Source organism: Actinoallomurus vinaceus, assembly GCF_039542055.1.
Classification (GTDB): domain Bacteria; phylum Actinomycetota; class Actinomycetes; order Streptosporangiales; family Streptosporangiaceae; genus Actinoallomurus; species Actinoallomurus vinaceus.
Map to the genome: position 1 here is coordinate 402,296 of NZ_BAABHK010000009.1, position 21,462 is coordinate 423,757.

A 21,462-nucleotide genomic window follows, 5' to 3' on the forward strand; every position below is an offset into this window, starting at 1 on the left:
CGCGATCCATGCGCCGCCTCCGGCAGGGCTCTCGCGCACCCGCCGGTCGTCGCATTCGGTCGCGCCTTCGCGCGGGAGGGACCAGCCGTCAAATTCTTCCTCAGGAGTGACCGGGTATGGGGTCGCGCTCTGCAGCGACCGGTCACAGTTCGCCACGCAGTGTAGCTGGCTGGGGCCGAATTCAAAAGCCCCGCTGTAGTCGTCAACGCCGCCGCGTACGATTTCATTTCATGGTTTCGGCCGGAACGACGCCTCAATCCCGGTCGGTCGAGCTGTACGGCCTGCTGGCGTGCGTGCGGCTGACCGCGTTCGAGCAGCGTGCGGCGGACGCGGGGCGGGCGGCGTCGTACGAGGACACGGTGGTCCTCGCCGGCCTGGCGACCGGTGCCTTCGCGCAGTTCGAGCTGCTGCGGGACCGGCTCATCGAGGCGGGCGCCGATCCGTACGAGGCCATGCGGCCGTTCCAGGAGGCGATCACCGCGTTCCACGAGCGCACGCGTCCCGCCGACGCGATGGAGGCGCTGACCAAGGTGTACGTCGCCGACTCCGTCGTGGCCGACCTCTACCGCGAGGCCGTGGAGACGGCCGACTCCGCGACGCGGACGGTGGTCCGCGAGTCACTGGCCGATTCCGGCCATGCCGAGCTCCTGCGAGAGCGCCTGCGCGCCGCGGCGGAGAACGATCCGCGGCTGGCGTCCCGGCTGGGGCTGTGGGCCCGGAGGCTCGTGGGCGAGGCGCTCAGCCAGGCTCACGCGCTCGCGGAGGGGCACCCCGCGGTGGGCGCGCTCTTCGGCGAGGAGGACGTCGCGACGATGTTCGGCCGGATCGTCGACCGGCATCAGGCCCGGATGTGGGCGATCAACCTGCGCGACTGACCGCCGATCCGGTCACCGTGCGTGACCGGCGCCGGGGCTCGGTCGCCTGTTCACGGAGCGGCACCCGGCGTCGCTTGTTCGCGGGTGGGGTTCGGTGCGGAGCGTCGCGCGTTCGCGAGACGGCCCCGGCGCCGCGCGTCGCTCGTTCGTGGGCGGGATCCGGTGTCGGGCGCCGCCTGTTCGCGGGGCGGGGTCGGGCGCCACACGTCGCGCGTTCGCGAGACGGCGTCGGCGTCGCGGCGTTGCTTCGCGGATCGGTTGATGGAGCCGACCGCGTGGCGTTGCTTCCAGTCACGCTGTGTCTCCAGTACCTTCCCCCTCCTGACATAGGAGGACGAATTTGGGCGACTGGGCGCTTCCCGGCTATACGGAAGTGCGTGAGCTGGGGGAAGGCGGCTTCGGCCGTGTGGTGCTCGCGCGACACGAGGCCTCCGGGACTCACGTCGCGGTGAAGTACCTGACCGCGAACCTCCTCTCCGATCAGCGATTCCTCACCGGCTTCCGGGCCGAGGCACAGATACTCCGGCACCTGGACAGCCCGTACGTCGCGCGGCTGTACGACTTCGTCGAGTCCCCGCAGGGCGCGGCGATCGTGATGGAGGCGGTCGGCGGGGTCTCGCTGCGAGCGCTCCTGGAGGAGCACGGTCCGTTCGAGCCCGAGGTGGCCCTGACGGTGCTCAAAGGCTCCCTCCTCGGGCTGGGCGCGGCCCACGAGCGAGGCGTCGTCCACCGCGACTACAAGCCCCCGAACGTCCTCGTGCGCGACGACGGCCAGAGCAAACTGATCGATTTCGGGATCGCCCTGCGCTCCGGGGCGGTCGGCGACATCCTCGGCACGCCGCCGTACATGGCGCCCGAGCAGTGGCAGAGCGCACCCGCGACCCCCGCCACCGACGTGTACGCGGCGACGTGCGTCTTCTTCGAGTGCGTCACCGGCCATACGCCGTTCCGCGGCGGTAGCACGGAGGCGTATCGCGCCCAGCACACCAACGCCCAGGTGCCCCTGAACGACCTTCCGGAGGCGGTGCGCGGGCTGGTCGCCCAGGGGATGGCCAAGCATCCGGCCGAGCGCCCGGCGGGCGCGGCGGCGCTCGTGACGGAGCTGGAGCGGGCGGCCACGGCCGCGTACGGGTCCGAGTGGGAGTCCCACGGCCGGCGGCGCCTGGCCGAGGCGGCCGCCGGGCTGGCGGCGCTGGTCCCCTTCGCGGCGCTGCTTGCGAGCGGCTCGGGAGCACCGGCGGGCGGCGGTGCGATCGGCGGCGCGGCGGGCGGAAGCGGCGCGGGCGGTGCGGCCGGGGCGGGCGGAGGCGGTGCCGGGTCCACGGCCGGTGGGGGAGCGGCGGGTGCCGGCGGCGGCGCGGGTCACGCCACGGGCCTCCTCCAGGGCACGGGAAAGGCGCTGCTGTCGGGAACCGGGGCGAAGGTGGGCGTGGCGATCGCCGGCGCCGTCGTCGTCGGCTCGGCCGGGACCGCGGTCGTCGTCGCCTCGGGCGGGGGCCACCCGTCGGCGAGGCCGACGCGTCCCGCGGCCGTCGTCCAGCCGATCCGTGTGAACGTGGCGACTTCGACGACGACGTTCCGCCAGGGCCGCACCATGATCACGCGGTACGCCCAGGTGAGCGGGCTGAAGAGCGCCGCCGTCCAGGCGAAGGTCAACAAGGCGCTGAGGACGCAGGTCGACCGTACCCTGGCCGATTTCAAGACGGCGTTCGTCATGTCGACGGGCCAGGCCGACAGCGCGCCGACCGGCACGCTTCAGTCGGCCGCCACGGTGCGGCTGGGCGGTCCGAAGCTGCTGTCGGTGAGCTACACCTTCGAGGACACCAGCGGCGCCAACCGCATGATCCCCGTGAGCTCCCAGTTCACGCTCGTGTTCGACCTGTCGACGGGCAAGGAGCTGGGGGTCGGCGACCTGCTGCTCCCCGCTGCGCGGACGAACGCCGGCGCGCGGGCCCTCGCCCGGATCATCGACCCGGGCGGGCACGGAAAGGTCTGCCTTCCCGGCGAGCCCCTCACCGGACACGATCTGGACGCCGCGCTGGAGGTCGCGCCGGCGACGACCGGCATCACGTTCACGATCCGCAACTGGATCGACCTCGGCTGTGCGCACGCGGACGTTGGCCGGGACTTCGACGTGCCGTACGCGAAGTTGGGAGCGTACGTCCGCCCGGAGATCGTGGCGGCCGCCAAGGCGTCGAAGCCCGGGACGGGAACGAAGACGGCCGCGCCCACACCGACGCACTCCTGACCGTGCGACGAGGACGGCCGTGCCCAGGGACTCCTGACCGCGCGACGAGGTCCGCTGCCCATGAACTCCTGACCGCGCGTGGAGGACGGCCGTGTTCACACGCGCCTGGACGTACGACATGGAGGACGGCCGTGCTCACGTCCACCTGAGCGCGGCGTGGAGGGCGGCCGTGCTCACGCGCGCCTGGACGTACGACGAGGCCCCCGCGGGGGAGCGGGGGCCTCGATGGAGATGCGGTCGGCTGTGTTCGCCGAGGTCGGCTCGGAGCGGGTCGGTCAGGACACGCCGCGGCGCGAGCCCCAGCGGCCGCGTCCGCTGATCAGCGCCACGCCGGCGGCCGCCACCACGACCGAGATGATGAAGGCGATGATGCTTCCCGCCCCGAGTGCGTTGGCGATGAGGCCGCCGATGAGCGCCCCGGCGATGCCGATCAGGATCGTGAGGGCGATGCCCATGGGGTTGCGGCCGGGTACGACCAGACGCGCGAGAGCCCCGATGATGGCGCCGATAATGATGAACCAGATTATTGTCATCAGCATTTCTCAGACCACCTCCTGCCGGATGGAGTCCGGCGCTTCGGATTCGCGCGGTCTGTATGCCCTCGATCGAGGGACTCATTCCACTCTTTTTGGAAAGTCGGAACGAGCCCTTCGAACGATCAGTAGGAGCCGAAGCCCACGCTCCGCGTCTCCGACTCGTCGATCTCCACATAGGCGAGCTTGGCCGCCGGCACGACGACCCGGGCGCCGTTCTTGCTGCGCAGCGTGAAGACGCCGTCCTCCTCGGCGACCGCGTCGTTCACCGCGCGCTCCACCTCATCGGCGGACAGCGAGGTCTCGACGACCAGCTCCTTGGCCACCGACTGCACACCGATTCGTACCTGCACGTTGTTTCCTCCGTCGGGGGGCGAGGCCACGACCGCCCGTGGCGTACGTCTGGACCGATCCGGCCCACCGGCACTATCGCACGGCCGGAGAAGAGCCGACGCCCCGCCCGGGGCGCCGGGGAGCTCAGGTGGTGCGGGGGAAACCGCCGATGCCGCGCCACTGCAGCCGCGCGATGAGGTGCTCGGCCTGCGCCTTGGGGATCGTGTCGCGCACCGACAGCCAGTACCGCGCGCTGACCTCGGCCATGCCGACGAGCCCGACCCCGAGTAGGTGGGCCTCGTCGCTGGAGACGCCGGTGTCCTCCTGGATGACCTGGGCGATCATCTCGGCGCACTGCTGGTTGGTGCGGTCCACGCGGGCGCGTACGGGGGCGACGTTGCGCAGGTCGGACTCGAAGACCAGGCGGTAGGCCTCGCCCTCGCCGGCCACGAAGTCGTAGAAGGCCTCGGTGGCCCGCTGGACCCGCACCTTGTTGTCCGGCGTGGAGGCCAGTGCCTCGCGCAGGCGCTGGACGAGCCCTTCGGCGTGCTCGTCGAGCAGCGCGAGGTACAGCTCGAGCTTGCCGGGGAAGTGCTGGTACAGCACCGGCTTGCTGACGCCTGCCCGTTCGGCGATCTCGTCCATCGCGGCGGCGTGGTAGCCCTGCGCGACGAACACCTCCTGGGCGGCGCCCAGGAGCTGCCGGCGGCGGGCCAGCCGCGGGAGCCTCGTGCCCCGGGGGCGGGCGTCCGGGGTTGCGGTCACCTGAGTTCTCCGATCACCTGTCCGGGCGACGCCGGGGCGCCGCGCACGTTGAGGCCTACCATCCTACGACCGGGTAACGTCGGACCGGGGGAAAGCCGTCACCGGGTTCCACGGCGACGCCACGGGCCACCTCCGAGGCGGCGCCACCGCGTCTCTCCGGGGTCGTGCCGCCACCGGCTCCCCGGGCGGTCGTTCGCGCCGTCACCGGTAGTCGTCCTCGTCGAGCTCGACCTCGAACCCCTGCTCCGCGGCGTCGGCCTCGTCGACCTCGACCGGCAGCGTGGTGGGCCACCGGCGTTCGCCCTCCCGCAGCGCCACGTGCTGCTCGGCGGCGTCGGCCTCGGGAGCCTCGAGGCTCAGTTCGATCCCGTCTTCGGACATGGTCTTCCCCCAATGAGTCTCACAACTGCTCGGCGAGCTCGCGCAGGACCGGTTCGATGGCCTCACCGTACGTCGGGAAGGCGTGGACGACATCGGTCAGAATGCTCAGCGGTGTCTCGGCCCGGATGGCCAACGTGATCTCGCTCATCCACTCCTCGGCGTAGAGCCCGACGGCGGCGGCGCCCACGAGAACGCCCCGCGCCCGGTCGGCGTACAGCTCCACCCGGCCGCGGTCGTCGTCCTCGACGGCCGAGCGGGCGGTCCCGGCCAGGTCGTACCCCGCCGCGACGAGTTCCAGCCCACTCGCGGCCAGCGGGGAGACGCCCACGGCGTACACCGACGGCGTCGTGTAGACCGCGCGGGGGATCGCCCGGTAGTCCGCCTCCCGGCGCTTGCCGAGAACGTTCGAGACGACCACTCCGGCCTGGTAGTTGGCCGCGTGCGTGTAGGGCGCGACGCCGGTCACGTCGCCGGCCGCCCACACGGTCGTGCCGTCGCCGCCCGTCTCCTCGGTGGGGACGGCCTGGCAGGTGGCGTCGACGGCGATGCCGCGCTCCGGGTCGAACCGGACGCCGATCGTCTCCAGGCCGAGGTCGGCGACGCGCGGGCGGCGGCCCGCGGCGATGAGGATGCGGTCGGCGTCGATGTGGTTGCCGTCGGACAGCCGCAGCCGCAGGCCCGTCTCGGTGCGCTCCGCGTGCGTCGCCGCGACGCCGAGGCGCAGGTCGGCGCCCATCCGGCGGAGCGCGTCGGCGAGCACGTCGCCGACGAACGGGGCCTCGGCCGCCAGCAGCCGCTCGGCCTGCTCGACGAGCGTGACCTGCGAGCCGAACGCGGCGTAGATCTGGCTGAGCTCGGAACCGACCGGGCCGCCGCCGAGCACCACGAGCCGGCGCGGGAGGTCCGGCCGGGTCAGCGCCTCGTCGCTGGTCCACGTGGGCACGTCGTCGATGCCCTCGACCGGGGGCCGCACCGGCTCGCTGCCGGTCGCCACCACGAGGTCGGTGTAGCCGTACTCGGCGCCGTCGACCTCGACCACACCGGGACGTACGACCCTGCCGCGGCCGCGTACGACGGTCACCCCGGCCTCGGCCATCTGCGCGGCGGTGGCCGCGTCGTCGAGATGACGGGTCACCTCGTCGCGCCGCGCGACCGCGTGCTCCCAGGTCTCGCCGAGCCGGGCCGAGTGCAGCAGCGTCTTGGAAGGCATGCACGCGAAGTAGGGGCACTCCCCGCCGACCAGGCGGCTCTCCACCAGCGCGACCGACCGGCCCGCCCGAGCCAGCGCGGCGGCGATGTTCTTGCCGGAGCCTCCGCCCAGCACAACGACGTCGTAGCGCCTGTCCTGCGCGTCGTCCGTCACCTGATCATCCTTCCCATTCCACGCGGCATGCGCGTGTCACCATCCACCGGCGTCCACGGCTTTCCGGTGCCGTGGCCACCGCCCCACGATTGTGGACCCTCCGACCAATGGTGACGCACCGGGCACCTTCGTGTACGCACCATGAAGGTTCACCGCAGCTTTTGACGAAGCGTCAACAGCGGTTCGAGCAGGTCGCCGTGCCGGTCGGCCCGCTCGAGCACGTCATCGGGTCCGAACCGCAGCTCCGCGTCGGACTCGACCTCGTCCCACGTCACCGGCGTGGAGACGGAGGGCTCCTCGGCGGCTCGCAAAGAGTACGGCGCGACCGTGGTCTTGTGCCGGTTGTTCTGGCTCCAGTCGACGAAGACCTTGCCGGATCGAAGCCTCTTCTCCATCCGGCTGACGACGAGGCGCGGACGCTCCTTCTCGAGCCTGCGAGCCGCCTCCCTGGCGTACGCCGAGGTACGCGCGTCGGAGGTCTCCTCGATCGGCACGTACAGGTGCAGGCCCTTCTTGCCGCTCGTCTTCGGGAACGACCGCAGCCCGTCGGAGTCGAGGAGGTCGCGCAGCAGGCAGGCGACCTCGCGCGCCTCGTCGACGCCGGCCGGCGGGCCGGGATCGAGGTCGAAGACCAGAAGGTCCGGCTCGTGCGCGCCGCCGCGCGGGCCGACCCGCCACTGCGGGACGTGCAGTTCCAGGGCGGCCAGGTTCGCGCACCAGACCAGGGCGGGGAGGCCGTCGATGACCACGAAGTTCACCGCCTCACGGCTCCCGCCGGGCGTCGGCAGGCGGGCCGTGCGGACCCAGTCGGGGGTGTGCGAGGGCGCGTTCTTCTCGAAGAACGCCTGGCCCTTCACGCCGTCGGGGTAGCGCAGCCGGGTCGCCGGCCGGTCCTTCAGGTGAGGCAGGATGACCGGCCCGATCCGGGCGTAATAGTCGATGACCTCCCCCTTCGTGAAGCCATGCCGGGGGTAGAGGACCTTGTCGAGGTTGGACAGCGTCAGCCGCACGCCGTCGACCTGGACGCTCGTCTTCGTGCCGCTCACCAGCTCTCCTCGGGGCTCGCCGCGCAGCCTGTGTCCCGACCAACCAACCCCGACCGACCTCCCGGCTCTTTCCCGACCAACCGGCCCCGACCGACCTCCCGGCTCGTTCAGGGGCGACCTCCCCGACATCGTGGGTTTCAACCACGCCTCGGCGTGCGGCCGGTCTCCCGCGGATCTCTTCTCAGGGCTCCGGGTGGACCTCTTCGGGGTTCAGGTCGGGGCGCAGCCCGCGCCAGGACGCGTGGAGCAGCATTCCGTCCAGGGTCCAGCGGGAGAACTCCACCTCGCCCACGAGCCAGGGCTCCACCCAGTGCGCCGTGCGGGCGTACTCCCGGGGGACCTCGACGGCGTACGGGCTGGCGGACCGCTCCAGCGGGGTGAGGATCTTGTGCAGGTCGTCCAGCGCCGCGTCCGTGAACCCGGTGCCTACGTGCCCGACGAACCGCAGGCCGCCGTCCTCGTAGACGCCGAGCAGCAGGGACCCCACGCCGCCCTCTCGGCGGCCCTGGCCCTCCTTCCAGCCGCCGATGACGACGTCCTGGGTGCGGAAGTTCTTGATCTTCCGCCAGTAGTCCACCCGCCGGCCCGGGCGGTACGGCGAGTCGAGCCGCTTGGCGATCAGACCCTCCAGGCCCTGTTCCTTCGTGTAGTCGAGGAGCTCCTGGACCTGGTCGACGGCCGAGCCGGGCAGGTACGGCGGGGCCTCGATCGGCCCGGCGGCCAGTTCGAGCTCGTCGAGCAGGACGCGCCGGTCGCGGTACGGCACGTCGTACAGCAGATGACCGTCCAGATACGTCAGGTCGAAGGCGACGAAGTGGACCGGGACCCGGCGGATCAGCCGGGCGTCCGGGCGGTCGACGTGCATCCGGTGCTGCAGCCGCTGGAAGCTCGGCAGGCCGCGTTCGTCGAAGGCGACGACCTCGCCGTCGACGACGGCCGTCTGGCCGGGCAGGAGATCGGCGAGGGCCTGCAGCTCGGGGTAGCGGTGGGTCGCGTCGAGGCCGCGGCGGCCGACGGCGCGCACCCGCCCGCCGGATACGTACACCATCGCGCGTACGCCGTCCCACTTGAGCTCCAGGCCCCAGCGGTCGGCGTCGTCCGGCAGCTCGCCCGGGGACGCGAGCATCGGCTGGACATTGGAGGGCATGGGGTCACCCATACGATCTTTTCTGCCCATCCGGCCCGTCCCTGACGCCACGGGCGGCCCCGGATTCGCCGATCATTCATCGCCCGGCCGAGACCGGCCGTGTTCCTCCGGGAAGGGCTGTGGTTTCGTGGAGGAGACGCGACGGCAAGGTTTCACGACACGGACGGCGCGGAGCCGGACGTACATTCGGATCGATCGCATTTCGGGGCGTCGGTGCAGGTGGATCGACACGCCGGAGGGTAAGGACACCTCATGCGCAGCATCTGGAAGGGCGCGATCTCATTCGGGCTGGTCACGATCCCGGTGAAGCTCTATTCCGCCACCGAGCAGCGCGACGTGGCCTTCCACCAGGTCCACCGAGAGGACGCGGGCCGGATCCGGTACAAGCGCGTGTGCACCAAGGACGGCGAAGAGGTCCCGTACTCCGACATCGCCAAGGGGTACGAACTGGCGACCGGGGAGATCGTCGTCCTGACCGACGAGGACTTCGCCGAGCTTCCGCTGTCGACCAGCCGCCGCATCGACGTCCTGCAGTTCACGCCGGAGGAGCAGGTCGACCCCATCTACTTCAACAAGACCTACTACCTGGAGCCGGACGCGCAGGGCGTCAAGCCGTACATCCTGCTGCGCGACGCCCTGGAGGACTCCGGCAAGGTGGCCGTGGTCAAGGTGGCGCTCCGGCAGCGCGAGTCGCTCGCCACGCTGCGGGTACGGGACGGCGTGTTCGTGCTCGAGACGATGCTGTGGCCGGACGAGATCCGCGAGGCCGACTTCCCGTTCCTCGAGGAGGACGTCGACGTCCGCGCGCAGGAGCTCCAGATGGCCGCCTCGCTGATCGACACCATGACGGGCGACTTCGAGCCGGCCGACTACAACGACCGGTACCGCGAGGCCCTGGAGGCGGTCATCGAGGCGAAGGTCGAGGGCAGGGAGGTCGTCGCGCCCGAGGCCGAAGAGGAGGTCCCAGCGGCGGCCGACCTGCTCAGCGCGCTGCGGGCCAGTGTGGAGGCGGCGAAGAAGGGCCGCGCCGACAAGGGCGACGGCGAGCCGCGCAAGGCGGCCGCGAAGAGCGGACGCGGGACGGCCAAGACCGGCGCGGCGAAGACGGGCGCGGCGAAGAGCGGCGCGGCGGAGAAGACCGCCGACACCAAGTCCAAGCCCAAGGCGAAGACCGGCACCCGTAAGACCGCCTGACCCGAGAGGAGAAGCTGCAGGGTCGGGAATGAACCATCCCCGGGGCGTGTTGGGACCCCCTGTAAGCTCTGTGATTCCTGTTCAGGCGTGTTCTCGCGCCGACGGCCGGCTTGGAGTCCGCAATCCCCCACTTTGCGGAACCTCTCGAGGCGGGCCATTTCCGAGAGGTTCTTTCTTGACTGACGTTTCGTCGACCCTGCCCACTTTCGCCGAGCTCGGCCTGCCGGCACCTCTGGTGTCGGCGCTCGAACGCCGCGGCATCACCGCGCCGTTCCCCATCCAGGCCGCCTGTCTCCCCGACGCCATCGCCGGGCGGGACGTGCTCGGGCGCGGCCAGACCGGATCGGGCAAGACGCTCGCGTTCGGCCTGCCGGTGCTGGCCGGGATCGCCGGCGAGCAGGCCGCTCCCAAGCGGCCGCGCGCGCTCATCCTCGTCCCCACTCGTGAACTCGCCATGCAGGTCCAGGACGCCCTGGGCCCGCTCGGCCGCAGCCTCGGGCTGCACACCAAGACCGTCGTCGGCGGCATGTCGATGCCGAAGCAGATCCAGGCGCTGCAGCGCGGCGTCGACCTGCTGGTCGCCACGCCCGGACGGCTCACCGACCTCATCGAGCGCGGCGCCTGCTCCCTCGCGGACGTGCGGATCACCGTCCTCGACGAGGCCGACCACATGTGCGACCTCGGCTTCCTGCCGGCGGTCTCCAAACTGCTCGACATGATCCCGTCCGACGGGCAGCGGATGCTGTTCTCGGCCACCCTCGACGGCGACGTCGACAAGCTCGTGCGCCGTTACCTGCACGACCCGGTGACCCACTCGATCGCCCCGGCCGCCGCGCCGGTGGAGACCATGGACCACCACCTGTTCATCGTGGACCGCGCCGACAAGCAGGAGGTCATCGCCGAGGTCGCCGGCCGCGAGGGCCGTACGATCATGTTCGTCCGCACCAAGCACGGCGTGGACGCGCTGGCCAAGAAGCTGGCCCGCGTCGGCGTCCGCGCGGGCGCCCTGCACGGCGGCAAGACCCAGTCGGCCCGCACCCGCACCCTGGCGGACTTCCGTGAGGGCAAGGTCGGGGTGCTGATCGCCACCGACGTGGCCGCCCGCGGCATCCACGTCGACGACGTGAGCCTCGTCGTGCACGTCGACCCGGCCGCGGACCACAAGGACTACCTGCACCGCGCGGGCCGCACCGCCCGGGCCGGCGAGCGCGGCACCGTCGCCACGCTGGTGGCCCACAACGAGGTGCGCAACACCGAGCGCATGATGCGGCGGGCCGGCGTGCGCGCGCTGCGGTCCAAGGTCAGCGCCGGCGACGACGCGCTCGTCCGGATCACCGGGGCGCAGCCGCCGAGCGGCATCCCGGTCGAGCCCGACCCCGAGCCGCGGCCCCAGCGTCGCGGCTCGCGTCCGGGCGGCCGTCGCGAACGGCGCCCCGGCGGGCGGTTCGAGAGCCGCGGGAACTCCCGGCAGGGCGGCCGCTTCGATGGCGAGCACCGCGAGGCGCGCCAGGGCGAGCACCGCGACGGCGAACGCCGTGAGGCCCGCCACGGGGAGCGCCGCGACGGCGCCCGGCAGCGGCGGGACGCCCGTCCCGGGGGTGCCCGGAGCGGGGCCGTACGCCATGACGGGAGCCGTGCCGGCGCCTGACCGGCACGGCGACCTCCGTCCGCGCCCGGAGACGGCGCGCGGACCGGAGGCGTCCGCCGGCGAGGTCCCGCAGTGAGAATGCTCACGAGGCCCGGTCCCGAGGCCCCGTACTGAGGACGCTCACGAAGGCCGATACCGCAACGCGAACGAGGCCCCGCACCGAGCACGGTGCGGGGCCTCGTTCGCCAAGGTCCGGTCAACTCGGGCGAGGACCCCGATCGGCCGCGGGTATCGTTCAAAGTGATTTGACCTTCTCCCGCCACGCGGCGGGAGATTTCCACTCCTCGCGCAGGAGGGCAGCAGAGAGGAGGCAGCGGCGGCTCCTCTCCGACCTGACGGCCGGAGTCTCCACGCCGCGTGCAGGATGACCACACCGATCCCGCAGTGGCCGGGTGAGCTGCTCCGGCTGGGCGACCGCGAGGTGTTCGTGCGCACGGCGCCCTCCGGCCGCGCCGACGCCGAGCCGGGCCTGTTCGTGCACGGACTGGCGGGCTCCTCGGCCAACTGGACCGACCTCATGGGGCTGTTGTCCGACGAGGTCGCCGGAGACGCCGTCGACCTGCCCGGGTTCGGCCACTCGCCGCCGCCGCCCGACCGCGACTACTCCGTCGACGCCCACACCCTCGCCGTCGCGCGGCTGATCGAGAAACGCGGCCGGGGCCCGGTCCACCTGTTCGGCAACTCCCTCGGCGGGGCCATCGCGACCCGCCTCGCGGGCACCCGTCCCGACCTGGTGCGCACCATCACCCTGATCTCGCCCGCGCTGCCCGACCTGCGGCCGAGGTACGGTCCCGCGCGGATCCTGGCCGCCACCATGCCCGGAGTGGGGCCGTGGGCGATCCGGCGGCTGGCCGCGCTGCCCGTCGAAGAGCGGGTGCAGGACACGCTGGAGATGACCTTTGCCGACCCCACCAGCGTGCATCCCGACCGGGTGATGGAACTCGTCGAGGACATGCGCCGCCGGGACGAGCTGACCCACAACGCCGAGGCGCTGATCGCGTCGTCGCGCGCCATCGTCACCGCCTACATGCGGCGTTCGCTGTGGCGCTACGCCGCGCGCGTCATCGCGCCGACGCTGGTGATCTACGGCCGGCACGACCGGCTCGTCGACCCGCGCATGGCGGCACGCGCGGGCCGGGTGTTCAAGCGCTCCCGCGTGGTCGTGCTGCCCGACGTGGGCCACGTCGCGCAGCTGGAGCGGCCCGAGGCCGTGGCGCGGGAGTTCCGGGCGATGCTGGACGACGCCCACCTGCGCCTGCCCGACATCGCCGCGGGCTGATCCCGGGATCGGGCGTTCCGCGGGAATGCGGACGGGCATGACAGAGTTGTCATCAGTTCAGGACGACGGCGTCCGCACCGAAACCCAGCCACGCGCAGGAGACAACCGTGTCGTTGCCACCCCTGGTAGAGCCCGCGAGCGAGCTCTCCGTCGACGAGGTCCGGCGCTACTCGCGTCACCTGATCATCCCGGACGTCGGGATGGCCGGGCAGAAGCGGCTGAAGAACGCCAAGGTGCTGTGCGTGGGCGCGGGCGGTCTCGGCTCCCCGGCCCTGCTCTACCTCGCCGCCGCCGGCGTGGGCACCCTCGGCGTCATCGACTTCGACATCGTCGACGAGTCCAACCTGCAGCGCCAGATCATCCACGGGCAGTCCGACGTCGGCCGGCCCAAGGCCGAGTCGGCCGCCGCCTCGGTCCGCGAGATCAACCCGCTGATCAACGTGATCGTCCACAACGAGGCGCTGTCCAACGACAACGTCATGGACATCTTCAGCGGCTACGACCTGATCGTCGACGGCACCGACAACTTCGCCACGCGCTACATGGTCAACGACGCGGCCGTGCTGCTCGGCAAGCCGTACGTCTGGGGCTCGATCTACCGCTTCGACGGTCAGGCGTCGGTCTTCTGGGCCGAGCACGGCCCCTGCTACCGCTGCCTCTACCCCGAGCCGCCGCCTCCCGGCATGGTGCCGTCGTGCGCCGAGGGCGGCGTGCTGGGCGTGCTGTGCGCGTCGATCGGCTCGATCCAGGTGAACGAGGCGATCAAGCTGATCACCGGGATCGGCGAGCCGCTCGTCGGGCGCCTGATGATCTACGACGCCCTGGAGATGACCTACCGGAGCGTCAAGGTCCGCAAGGACCCCGAATGCCCGCTGTGCGGCAAGAACCCCACGATCACCGAGCTCCTCGAGGACTACGAGGCGTTCTGCGGCGCGATCTCCGACGAGGCCGCGGACGCGGTCAAGGACTCCACGATCACGGCGACCGAGCTGAAGGACCTGCTCGACACGGGCGACATCTTCCTGGTCGACGTCCGCGAGCCGAACGAGTACGAGATCGTCAACATCCCCGGCGCCACGCTCATCCCGAAGGGCGAGTTCCTGTCCGGCGCGGCCCTCGAGCGGCTGCCCCAGGACAAGCGGATCGTGCTGCACTGCAAGTCCGGTGCCCGCAGCGCCGAGTGCCTGGCGATCGTCAAGAACGCCGGTTTCTCCGACGCCGTTCACCTCGGCGGCGGGGTGCTGTCCTGGGTCAGCCAGATCGAGCCGGCCAAGCCGACGTACTGATCTCTGCGAGGCGGCGGCGCCGCCCGGAGACCGGGCCGATCTCCGGCCGATGGAACGCTCCGGCGGCGTCCCCGCCTCCCGGGGCGTTCCCTTACGTCTCACTGGGCCACCCACGTCTCGGTTCTGACCAGATGCGAGGGATGGCCCAGTAACCTTTTCAGATATGGCGCGAACCTCCGATCCGAGCTGGCCGACGACCGGGCCCGGCGGATGGGGGGCATGGCCCGCGCCGGACGAGCCCCCGCCCGAGCCGGTGCCCTGGTACGCCCGTCGCCGCCTGTGGCTGGTGGTGGCGGTGGTGACCACGGTCGGCTATCTCGTCGTCGGAGTCCTGTCCACCGCCCGGGTCTACTGGGAGTTCCACCGCAAGCCGACCCAGTGGGAGCTGTACCGCGCGGCCGGCGAGGAGGTCCAGAACCGCTGGCGCACCTGGCCGGCCGAGAAGATCTTCCCGGCCTCCGTCCCGTACACCTCCGAGCAGGGCGGGATCGAGCACGCGAGCCGGGTCGGCATCGCCCCCGAGAAGGGGTGCGCCACCGGCATCGACCCCGCCCCCGCCGCCGTCCTCGTCAAGTACGGCTGCCGCGCGCTGCTGCGGGCCACCTACGTCGACCAGATGCAGGGCATCGTCCTCACCGTGGGGATCGCCGCCCTGGACGACGAGCGGGCCGCCGGCCTGGCCGGCGAGGCCCTCGCGCCGCCGGACCCCGCCAAGCCGGGTCCGTTCCTGCACGCCCTGGCGTTCCCGCGGACGATCGCCGCCCGGTTCGCCGACCCGGCGCGGCAGTTCGCCGCCACGGGCCGGGCCGGGCCGTACGTCGTGCTCACGGTGGCCGGGCAGACCGACGGCCGGCCCGCCTCCGCCGTCGCCAAGCCGCACAGCGGCTGGTTCCTGCTCGCGCCGGAGGTCGGCCGCAACATCGCCGGTTCGCTGGCGCTGCCCGTGCAGCCCGACTGCTCCGAGAAGCGAGAGTGGAAGTGCTGAGGGCGGCGGTGGCGGCCGCCGCGGCGCTGACGGTGGCCCTGCTTCCCGCCACGGGGCGCGCCGACGCCGTACGCGACCGCGAGCAGTGGGTCCTCGACGCCGTGGGCGCGCCGCAGGCCTGGAACACGACCAAGGGCAAGGGCGTCACCGTCGCCGTCCTGGACACCGGTGTCGACGGATCCCATCGGGACCTCACCGGCACCGTGAGCGAGGGCCCCGACTTCATCAGCGCCGTGGCGCCCGACGCGGGCCGGCTCCACGGCACCTGGATGGCCTCCCTGATCGCCGGGCACGGGCACGGTTCGAACGCCGGGGTGATCGGGGTGGCCCCCGAGGCGCGCCTGCAGTCCCTGCGGGTGATCGCCGACCCGAGCGAGAAGGGGTACAAGTCGTTCCGCGACAGCCCGGAATACCGCTCGGCGCTGCCCAAGGCGGTCCGGTACGCGGCGGATCACGGCGCCGATGTGATCAACATGTCCCTCGGCGGGCCGAGCGCCGGCCGTGAGGAGCGCGCCGCCATCGCCTACGCGATCTCCAAGGGCGTCGTCGTGGTCGCCTCGGCCGGCAACGACGGCGACCGCAAGGTCGACAAGGACGGGTTCACCCGGTTGTCCTACCCTGCCGCCTTCCCGGGCGTGATCTCGGTCGCGGCGATGACGCGCCGCGGCACCCCGGCGAAGTTCTCCGACCGCAACGCGAGCGTCCAGGTCGCGGCGCCCGGCGCCGACGTCGTCGGCGCCGGTCCCGGCAACAGCTACTGGATCGGCGAGGGCACGAGCCAGGCGGGGGCGCTGGTCTCGGGCGTCGTCGCGCTGATCAGGTCCCGCTACCACGGCATGCCGCCCGCGCTCGTCGCCCAGGCGATCACCGCGAGCACCAAGGGCCGTCCGGCCGCCGGGTACGACGCGGAGGTCGGCTTCGGCGAGGTCAACGCCGCGGCCGCGCTGGCCGCCGCGGACCGGCTGCAGGGCTACCAGCTCACCGGAGGCGGCAAGAACGGCCGGTTCGACGACGGGCCGATGCAGCCGGTGCAGGTCGAGCGGCATCCCCCCGGCATGGTCATCCTGGGCGGCTGGATCGGCGTGGCCGCGATCTTCGGGTTCGCCGGGGCCCTGACGACCACCGTCCTGTACGTCCGGCGCGTCCGGGCCCGGCAGCAGTCGGAGGCCGACGACGCAGGGTGGCGATCAGAGACTGACGGTGCGGCGTGGCGGTCAGGGGGCGACGGTGCGGGGTGACCCCACGGACTTCGCCGAACGCGTCCTCGACGTCGTCGAGCGCATCCCGCCCGGCCGCGTCATGGCGTACGGCGACATCGCCGAGTTCCTGGGCGAGGGCGGGCCACGGCAGGTCGGCCGGGTGATGGCCCTGTGGGGCGGCGGCGTGCCCTGGTGGCGCGTCATCCGGGCCGACGGCTCATTCCTGCCCGGCCACGAACAGCGTGCCCTGCAGCACTACCGCGCCGAGGGCACGCCGCTGCGCGGCACCCGCGTCGACATGCGCCTCGCCCGCTGGACCGGCGACGCCGCCGAGGCCGGCTGACCGCCTGCGGGCCTGTTGATCAACGGGCGGGGGCCGCGGGCGAGAGGCCGTCGGCCTTCTCCGAGGGTTCGACGGCGCCGAACCATCGCTGCGCGGCGGCCCTCAGCGCGTTCATCTCCTCGGAGCCGAGATCGGCGGAATCCGACGCCCACGCCACATGGCAGTCCGGCCGCAGCAGCAGCACGGTGGCCCGGGAGCCCGAGGGGGAGCCGGTGACGACATCGATCCGGGTCCGCCGGTCTGCCAGCGTCCGGGCCGCCGACGCGTTCTCGGTCAGGTCCACCAGCAGGGGCCGCGCGGCTCTGGTCAGTTCGGCCGGCCGTACCGTCCCGTCGGGGGTGTGCAGGTCGAGGTCGGGAACGAGCCGGCCCACGAGCGGGTGGGATGCCGGACCGCCCATGTCATAAGCGACGTCGTCGCCGGCGATGAGACCGGCGATGCGGCCCACGGCGCCCGGATCGCGCAGCAGTTCGGCGAACAGTCCGCGCAGCGCGGTGACGTCATCGCCCGGGGCGGCCAGCGCGCCCTGGGCCTGACCCGCCATGATCATGCGCTCGCACGCGGGCCACCGCTCGCTCTCGTACGTGTCCAGCAGCCCCTCCGGGGCCTCGCCGCGGATCTCGGCGGCGAGCTTCCAGCCGAGGTTGACCGCGTCCTGCAGGCCGAGGTTGAGCCCCGAGCCTCCGGCGGTGTCGATGTGGGCGGCGTCGCCGACGAGGAAGACGCGGCGGTCGCGGAAACGGGTGGCGACGCGGTTGTGGCCGCCGTTCAACCGGCGCAGCACGTGCGGTCCCGGGCCGGCGGGCGCGCCGAGCGGCACGTCGACGCCCAGGACGCGGCGGATGCTCGCGCACAGCTCGTCCAGGCTCATCAGAGCGTCGGACTCGGGCCGGTCCCATTCCGCGGTGCTGACCAGAGGCGGGTGCCCGGGCAACGGCGCGTAGGAGAACGTCCCGTGGTCGGTCCGGTGGGCCAGGAACGGCGGGACCGCGCCGTAGCCGGGGATGTCGAGTCCGCCGGTCGCCGGGTCCACCCACGCGGCCGGAACGGTGGCGTGGGCCGTCCGGGTGGTCACCCGGTCGTAGGTGATGCCGGGGAAGTCGATGCCGGCCAGCTTGCGGATGGCGCTGTGCGCCCCGTCCGCGCCGACCAGATACCGCGCCCGCACCTGGTAGGCCCCGTCCGGGCCCGCCACGTCGGCGGTGACCGCGTCGTCGTCCTGAGCCAGCCCGACGAGCCGGTGCCCGCGCCGGACGTCCACGCCGAGTTCGGCGGCGCGCTCCTCGAGCACCTGCACGAGGCGGTGCTGCGTGACCGGCAGGCCGTAGACCGAGTGGCCCTCCAGCACGCTCAGGTCCAGGGGCAGCGCGGCGAACATGAAGGCGGGGTTCGGCCGCGGCGGTCCCGGCCGTCCCGACAGCGGCTCGTACAGGCCGCGGTGGTCGACCGTCCGCACCACCTGGCCGAGCAGCCCGTTCGCCTTCGGCTCCAGGCTCGCCTCCGGCAGGAGCTCCAGCACCATAGGGCGGACCCCGGCCAGACTCAGCTCACAGGCGGCCATCAGCCCGGTGGGACCGCCGCCGACGATGACGACTTCGATGGACATCCGGGTTCTCCTTCACGCGGGGAAAGCGGGCGGCCTTCGCCCATGACCCCGGTCCGGCGAAAGACCGGCGGCAGGCGAGGGATGCCCAAAAAGGTACGGTACGTACCGTACCTTATGGTGAACGAGAAAACGCCGGCCTCTCCTGTCGGAGGGCCGGCGGATGAGCCATCGGCGGGCGAAGGGCGGCGGGCGGCGCCGTGCTCAGTCGGCCTCGCTGCGGAGGGCGGCCGCCCGGGACCGGGCGGCCGCCATGGCCTCGTGGTAGCGCGTCTCCCAGTCGGGGGCGTCCGCCGGGATCTCGGCGACGACCTGACGGCCCAGCTCCCGCCCGCCGGCGACCTGCCGGACGAGGACGACGGTGACGCCGTCCCGCAGCTCCGTCGCGGCCTCCCAGCGCGGCCCCCGATCCGGATCGGGGCGGCGGAAGGCGGCCACGAGGAGCGCGGCCAGCAGGACCGCGAGCAGGAGTACGGCCGGGAGTGCCAGGACGCGCATCAAGAGCCTCCTATCGGGTCGGGATCGCCACCCGGTCGTTCCCCGGGGCGTACACCGTGATGCCCTTGGGCAGCGCCTTCAGCTTCTCGATGTCGGCGCACGTCGGGCACTTGTTGTAGCCCTCCTGGCGGGCCCGGTTGGCCGCCGCCTCGGCTTGGGCCTGCGCGACCTGCGCCTGCGACTCCGTCACCTTCGCGAACGCCGCCTGCGCGCTGTCCACGGCCTGCTGCACCGCGGCGGGCAGCGTGATGCGCGCCAGGTTGAAGTGCAGGTTCGTCAGGAAGGGGAACCCGAGCGTCTGCTCCAGGTCCTGCTCCAGGCTCGTGTTGATCGCCTGCTGCACCTTGGCGATGTTGGCGTTGTTGCTCTGCACCTTCAGGGACGTCTGCTGCTGTTTGCCGCCCGAGTTGTTCTGCACGAGCGCGCAGGAGGAGACCAGCTCCGCGCAGCGGAAGGTGTTCACCTGGGTGCGCAGGTCGTTCTCGATCACGGGCCGGACGATCTGGTCGAGGAACCCGGACCAGCCCGCGTCGCCGTCGTAGGCGTACCGGGCCTTCCCATCGGCGCCGGTGAACTTCCGGGTCCCGAACTTGTCGTCGAACCTCCGCAGCGTCGCGTGATCGAGGTTCAGGGAGAAGTAGAGCGTGCCCTCGATTCCCATGTTGACGCCGTCGCTGCTGGGCACCGTCACGACGTCCACGCCCGCCCGGTCCCCGCGCCCGGAGTCGGAGGTGATCGTGTAGAACCGCTGCTGCGCGGGGTACTTGTGCGTGTTCGACCACCACCCGATCCACGTCAGGCCCGACCCGGGGTCGATGATCTGGCGGATCTTGTTGTTGTCGAACATCCCGCCGTTGCGGACGACCGCCACCTCACCTCCGGAGGTGCGCTCGAACGACCCGAAGAAGCCGTTCAGCGTCGGCACCGCGACGACGAGGAGCACCACCACCGCGGCGATCGCCTTCGGACGGCTGACGCGTCCGGAGGGCCGTGGAATCTTCTTCGAACCGGCCACCGACACTCCTGCAAAGCTGGAAACGGAATAAACGCGCAACTAAGACGTGCCGCCCCAGAACGCGGTTCCGAAAGGAGCCCGCACGGCTCTGCGGCAGGCCGGGCTGCGGGACAAGGCAGACGACGGTGGCGATGGCGGCGAAGAGAGCTGTGACAACGGCGGGGTTCGCGACATCTACCCGGTAGACGGAGCTGACAGCGCTCCGGGCTACCGACGGGAGCTGGAGTTTGGACGATGAGCAGGCGTTCACCCGCATGTTCGAGGAGCACTACGAGTCGGTTCTCCGGTACGCGTGGCGGCGGGCCGGTCCCACATACGCCTCCGACATAGCGGCCGAGACGTTCAAGATCGCCTGGGAGAAGTACGACCGCCTCCCGCACGATCAGCCACTGCCCTGGCTCTACGCCACCGCCCGGAACCTGACGCGCAACCTCATCCGGGGGGACAGGCGACGGGCCGAAGTCATCGAGTCCCTCGGTGCGGAGATGGTGCGCGAGGGTATGGGGCGCGACCATGCCGCGGCCGTCGCCGCTCGCCATACGGCCTTGGCCGCGCTGAGCGACCTGAGCGAGACGGACCGGGAACTCGTCCTCCTCGTCTGCTGGGAAGGACTGGACGTCCGCCAGGCCGCCGCAGTGGCGGGCTGTTCCCGGCCCGCCGCCGCGATGCGGCTGCACCGCGCACGGAGACGACTACAGCGATCGCTCGGGACCGAGCTCCTCCCGGCTGCCGACCGCCGCCCGGCCCACCAGGAGAGGCTCGTATGAAGAACGACGTCCAGCAGTTGAAGGACCTCATCGCGCCGCACGACCCGGCCGCCCGCGTGCGCGTGGACCCGGTCGAGATGTTCACCACCTCACGGGCCATCGTCGACGGTGCCACCCGGCCCGCGCCGGCGGCGGAACGCCACCGGTCACCGAGACGGCGGTGGCTCGTCGGCGTTCCCGCCATCGCGGTGGCCGCGGTCCTCGCCCTGGCCGCCGTGCGGCCCGGTCACATCGGCCCCGTCCGCATCGGGCCGGCGGAGGCCCAGGCGTTGGCGTTCACCAGGCACGGCGATTTCGTCGACGTCCGGATCATCGACCCGAACGCCGATCCGCAGCGGTACCGCCGGGAGTTCGCCGCCCATCACATGGACGTCGATCTGCAGATGAGGTCGGCCTCGCCCAGCCTCGCCGGCACGATGATCTCCGTGGACGACGGCAGCAGAACGGGAACGTCGAAGATCACCGAGATCGACGGGGCCCGCGGCTGCGGGAACATGTGGTGCAAGGCGGGGGTGCGCATCCCGGTTGGCATGCGCGGTCGCGTGACCGTCATCTTCGGCCGGGCGGCCCGGCCCGGCGAGCCCTACGCCTTGGCCGGCGACCCGACGGCGTGGGGAGAGGCCCTTCAGGGCCTCTCTCTCCGGAACCACGCGGTCGCCGACGTACGGCGGATGGCCGGGCAACGGCACGTCACGATCCAGCGCTACTTCGGTGAAGCCCCCTGGAAGCGACCAGGTGTCGAGCCGCCACGGAACTTCGCCGGCTGGAGCTACGACGAACATGTCCTCGAGGCGGCGCGGGTCCCGGACGGCTGGTACGTCCACGACGCGTTCACCGGCCGCTTTCCGAACACCGTGGAACTCGTCGTCGCCCCGTGGCCGGACCGTGGAAGGTGACCTGCGCGACCGTGTAGCGCCCCGTCGCCGCAGGCGCGGCTCGATGCCGGTGGCGGGG

General features: G+C 72.1%; 21 protein-coding genes. 11 read left to right on the forward strand and 10 right to left on the reverse strand.

All coding sequences use genetic code 11. The features are described from left to right. Positions 1-230 precede the first annotated feature (230 nt). On the forward strand, positions 231-875 hold the full coding sequence (locus tag ABEA24_RS30785; protein WP_345434719.1) for a ferritin-like fold-containing protein: 645 nt from the start codon (positions 231-233) through the stop codon (positions 873-875). Between the two features lie 340 nt (positions 876-1,215). Beyond that, positions 1,216-3,123 (forward strand): serine/threonine-protein kinase, encoded by a 1,908-nt coding sequence (locus ABEA24_RS30790; protein WP_345434721.1) that lies wholly within the window; start codon positions 1,216-1,218, stop codon positions 3,121-3,123. Positions 3,124-3,398: 275 nt separating this feature from the next. Here ABEA24_RS30790 and ABEA24_RS30795 read toward each other — a convergent pair whose 3' ends face one another. The 7 genes from ABEA24_RS30795 to ligD (ABEA24_RS30825) all read right to left on the reverse strand — a co-directional run bounded on the left by ABEA24_RS30795 (position 3,399) and on the right by ligD (ABEA24_RS30825) (position 8,691). Then, positions 3,399-3,662: a hypothetical protein gene (locus ABEA24_RS30795; protein WP_345434723.1), complete on the reverse strand. Its 264-nt coding sequence runs from the start codon at positions 3,660-3,662 to the stop codon at positions 3,399-3,401. A gap of 119 nt (positions 3,663-3,781) precedes the next feature. Continuing rightward, positions 3,782-4,009, reverse strand: a complete 228-nt coding sequence (locus ABEA24_RS30800) for a DUF3107 domain-containing protein (protein WP_345434725.1) — start codon at positions 4,007-4,009, stop codon at positions 3,782-3,784. A gap of 124 nt (positions 4,010-4,133) precedes the next feature. Then, positions 4,134-4,754: a TetR/AcrR family transcriptional regulator gene (locus ABEA24_RS30805; protein WP_345434727.1), complete on the reverse strand. Its 621-nt coding sequence runs from the start codon at positions 4,752-4,754 to the stop codon at positions 4,134-4,136. 201 nt (positions 4,755-4,955) lie between these two features. Further along, positions 4,956-5,135 carry a hypothetical protein gene (locus ABEA24_RS30810; RefSeq protein ID WP_345434728.1) on the reverse strand — a complete coding sequence of 60 codons (180 nt, stop codon included), beginning with the start codon at positions 5,133-5,135 and terminating at the stop codon, positions 4,956-4,958. Between the two features lie 19 nt (positions 5,136-5,154). Next, entirely contained in the window at positions 5,155-6,498 is a 1,344-nt protein-coding gene (locus tag ABEA24_RS30815) for a dihydrolipoyl dehydrogenase family protein (RefSeq protein WP_345434730.1), read from the reverse strand. Between the two features lie 149 nt (positions 6,499-6,647). Beyond that, a complete protein-coding gene (gene ligD, locus ABEA24_RS30820) occupies positions 6,648-7,544 on the reverse strand; it encodes a non-homologous end-joining DNA ligase (protein ID WP_345434732.1) in 897 nt (298 codons plus the stop codon). Positions 7,545-7,725: 181 nt separating this feature from the next. Then, complete coding sequence (ligD, locus tag ABEA24_RS30825) at positions 7,726-8,691, reverse strand: non-homologous end-joining DNA ligase (protein WP_345434734.1); 966 nt, start codon at positions 8,689-8,691, stop codon at positions 7,726-7,728. 252 nt (positions 8,692-8,943) lie between these two features. On the opposite strand from ligD (ABEA24_RS30825), the gene ku reads away from it, so the two are divergent. The 7 genes from ku (at position 8,944) to ABEA24_RS30860 (ending at position 16,625) form a co-directional block, all read left to right on the forward strand. Then, entirely contained in the window at positions 8,944-9,885 is a 942-nt protein-coding gene (gene ku, locus ABEA24_RS30830) for a non-homologous end joining protein Ku (protein ID WP_345434736.1), read from the forward strand. A gap of 175 nt (positions 9,886-10,060) precedes the next feature. Further along, positions 10,061-11,533 (forward strand): DEAD/DEAH box helicase, encoded by a 1,473-nt coding sequence (locus tag ABEA24_RS30835; RefSeq protein ID WP_345434738.1) that lies wholly within the window; start codon positions 10,061-10,063, stop codon positions 11,531-11,533. A 364-nt stretch (positions 11,534-11,897) separates the two neighbouring features. After that, positions 11,898-12,812 (forward strand): alpha/beta fold hydrolase, encoded by a 915-nt coding sequence (locus ABEA24_RS30840; protein WP_345434740.1) that lies wholly within the window; start codon positions 11,898-11,900, stop codon positions 12,810-12,812. A gap of 107 nt (positions 12,813-12,919) precedes the next feature. Then, positions 12,920-14,098 carry an adenylyltransferase/sulfurtransferase MoeZ gene (moeZ, locus tag ABEA24_RS30845; protein ID WP_345434742.1) on the forward strand — a complete coding sequence of 393 codons (1,179 nt, stop codon included), beginning with the start codon at positions 12,920-12,922 and terminating at the stop codon, positions 14,096-14,098. Between the two features lie 163 nt (positions 14,099-14,261). Next, positions 14,262-15,083 carry a hypothetical protein gene (locus ABEA24_RS30850; protein ID WP_345434744.1) on the forward strand — a complete coding sequence of 274 codons (822 nt, stop codon included), beginning with the start codon at positions 14,262-14,264 and terminating at the stop codon, positions 15,081-15,083. Next, positions 15,071-16,321, forward strand: a complete 1,251-nt coding sequence (locus ABEA24_RS30855; protein ID WP_345434746.1) for a S8 family peptidase — start codon at positions 15,071-15,073, stop codon at positions 16,319-16,321. Before ABEA24_RS30850 ends, ABEA24_RS30855 begins: the two co-directional genes overlap by 13 nt. Next, positions 16,311-16,625, forward strand: a complete 315-nt coding sequence (locus ABEA24_RS30860; RefSeq protein WP_345434748.1) for an MGMT family protein — start codon at positions 16,311-16,313, stop codon at positions 16,623-16,625. Before ABEA24_RS30855 ends, ABEA24_RS30860 begins: the two co-directional genes overlap by 11 nt. A 19-nt stretch (positions 16,626-16,644) precedes the next feature. Here the strand turns inward: ABEA24_RS30860 and ABEA24_RS30865 are convergent, their stop codons facing one another. The 3 genes from ABEA24_RS30865 to ABEA24_RS30875 form a co-directional block, all read right to left on the reverse strand. Next, the gene (locus ABEA24_RS30865) at positions 16,645-18,231 is read right to left on the reverse strand and encodes an FAD-dependent monooxygenase (protein WP_345434750.1); all 1,587 of its coding nucleotides are present in this window, start codon (positions 18,229-18,231) and stop codon (positions 16,645-16,647) included. A gap of 201 nt (positions 18,232-18,432) precedes the next feature. Beyond that, complete coding sequence (locus ABEA24_RS30870) at positions 18,433-18,726, reverse strand: hypothetical protein (protein WP_345434752.1); 294 nt, start codon at positions 18,724-18,726, stop codon at positions 18,433-18,435. A gap of 10 nt (positions 18,727-18,736) precedes the next feature. After that, a complete protein-coding gene (locus ABEA24_RS30875; RefSeq protein WP_345434754.1) occupies positions 18,737-19,741 on the reverse strand; it encodes an SPFH domain-containing protein in 1,005 nt (334 codons plus the stop codon). A gap of 227 nt (positions 19,742-19,968) precedes the next feature. On the opposite strand from ABEA24_RS30875, the gene ABEA24_RS30880 reads away from it, so the two are divergent. Both ABEA24_RS30880 and ABEA24_RS30885 read left to right on the forward strand, forming a co-directional pair. Next, positions 19,969-20,508, forward strand: coding sequence for an RNA polymerase sigma factor (locus tag ABEA24_RS30880; RefSeq protein ID WP_345434756.1), 540 nt, complete (start codon positions 19,969-19,971; stop codon positions 20,506-20,508). After that, positions 20,505-21,404 (forward strand): hypothetical protein, encoded by a 900-nt coding sequence (locus ABEA24_RS30885; protein ID WP_345434758.1) that lies wholly within the window; start codon positions 20,505-20,507, stop codon positions 21,402-21,404. The genes ABEA24_RS30880 and ABEA24_RS30885 overlap by 4 nt, the downstream gene beginning before the upstream one ends. Positions 21,405-21,462 lie beyond the last annotated feature (58 nt).

Coding starts and splice junctions, on each gene's coding strand:
- ABEA24_RS30785 (WP_345434719.1), top strand. CDS start 231: ATGGTTTCGGCCGGAACGACGCCTCAATCCCGGTCGGTCGAGCTGTAC.
- ABEA24_RS30795 (WP_345434723.1), bottom strand. CDS start 3,662: ATGCTGATGACAATAATCTGGTTCATCATTATCGGCGCCATCATCGGG.
- ABEA24_RS30810 (WP_345434728.1), bottom strand. CDS start 5,135: ATGTCCGAAGACGGGATCGAACTGAGCCTCGAGGCTCCCGAGGCCGAC.
- ligD (WP_345434734.1), bottom strand. CDS start 8,691: ATGCCCTCCAATGTCCAGCCGATGCTCGCGTCCCCGGGCGAGCTGCCG.
- ku (WP_345434736.1), top strand. CDS start 8,944: ATGCGCAGCATCTGGAAGGGCGCGATCTCATTCGGGCTGGTCACGATC.
- ABEA24_RS30840 (WP_345434740.1), top strand. CDS start 11,898: ATGACCACACCGATCCCGCAGTGGCCGGGTGAGCTGCTCCGGCTGGGC.
- ABEA24_RS30850 (WP_345434744.1), top strand. CDS start 14,262: ATGGCGCGAACCTCCGATCCGAGCTGGCCGACGACCGGGCCCGGCGGA.
- ABEA24_RS30865 (WP_345434750.1), bottom strand. CDS start 18,231: ATGTCCATCGAAGTCGTCATCGTCGGCGGCGGTCCCACCGGGCTGATG.
- ABEA24_RS30870 (WP_345434752.1), bottom strand. CDS start 18,726: ATGCGCGTCCTGGCACTCCCGGCCGTACTCCTGCTCGCGGTCCTGCTG.
- ABEA24_RS30885 (WP_345434758.1), top strand. CDS start 20,505: ATGAAGAACGACGTCCAGCAGTTGAAGGACCTCATCGCGCCGCACGAC.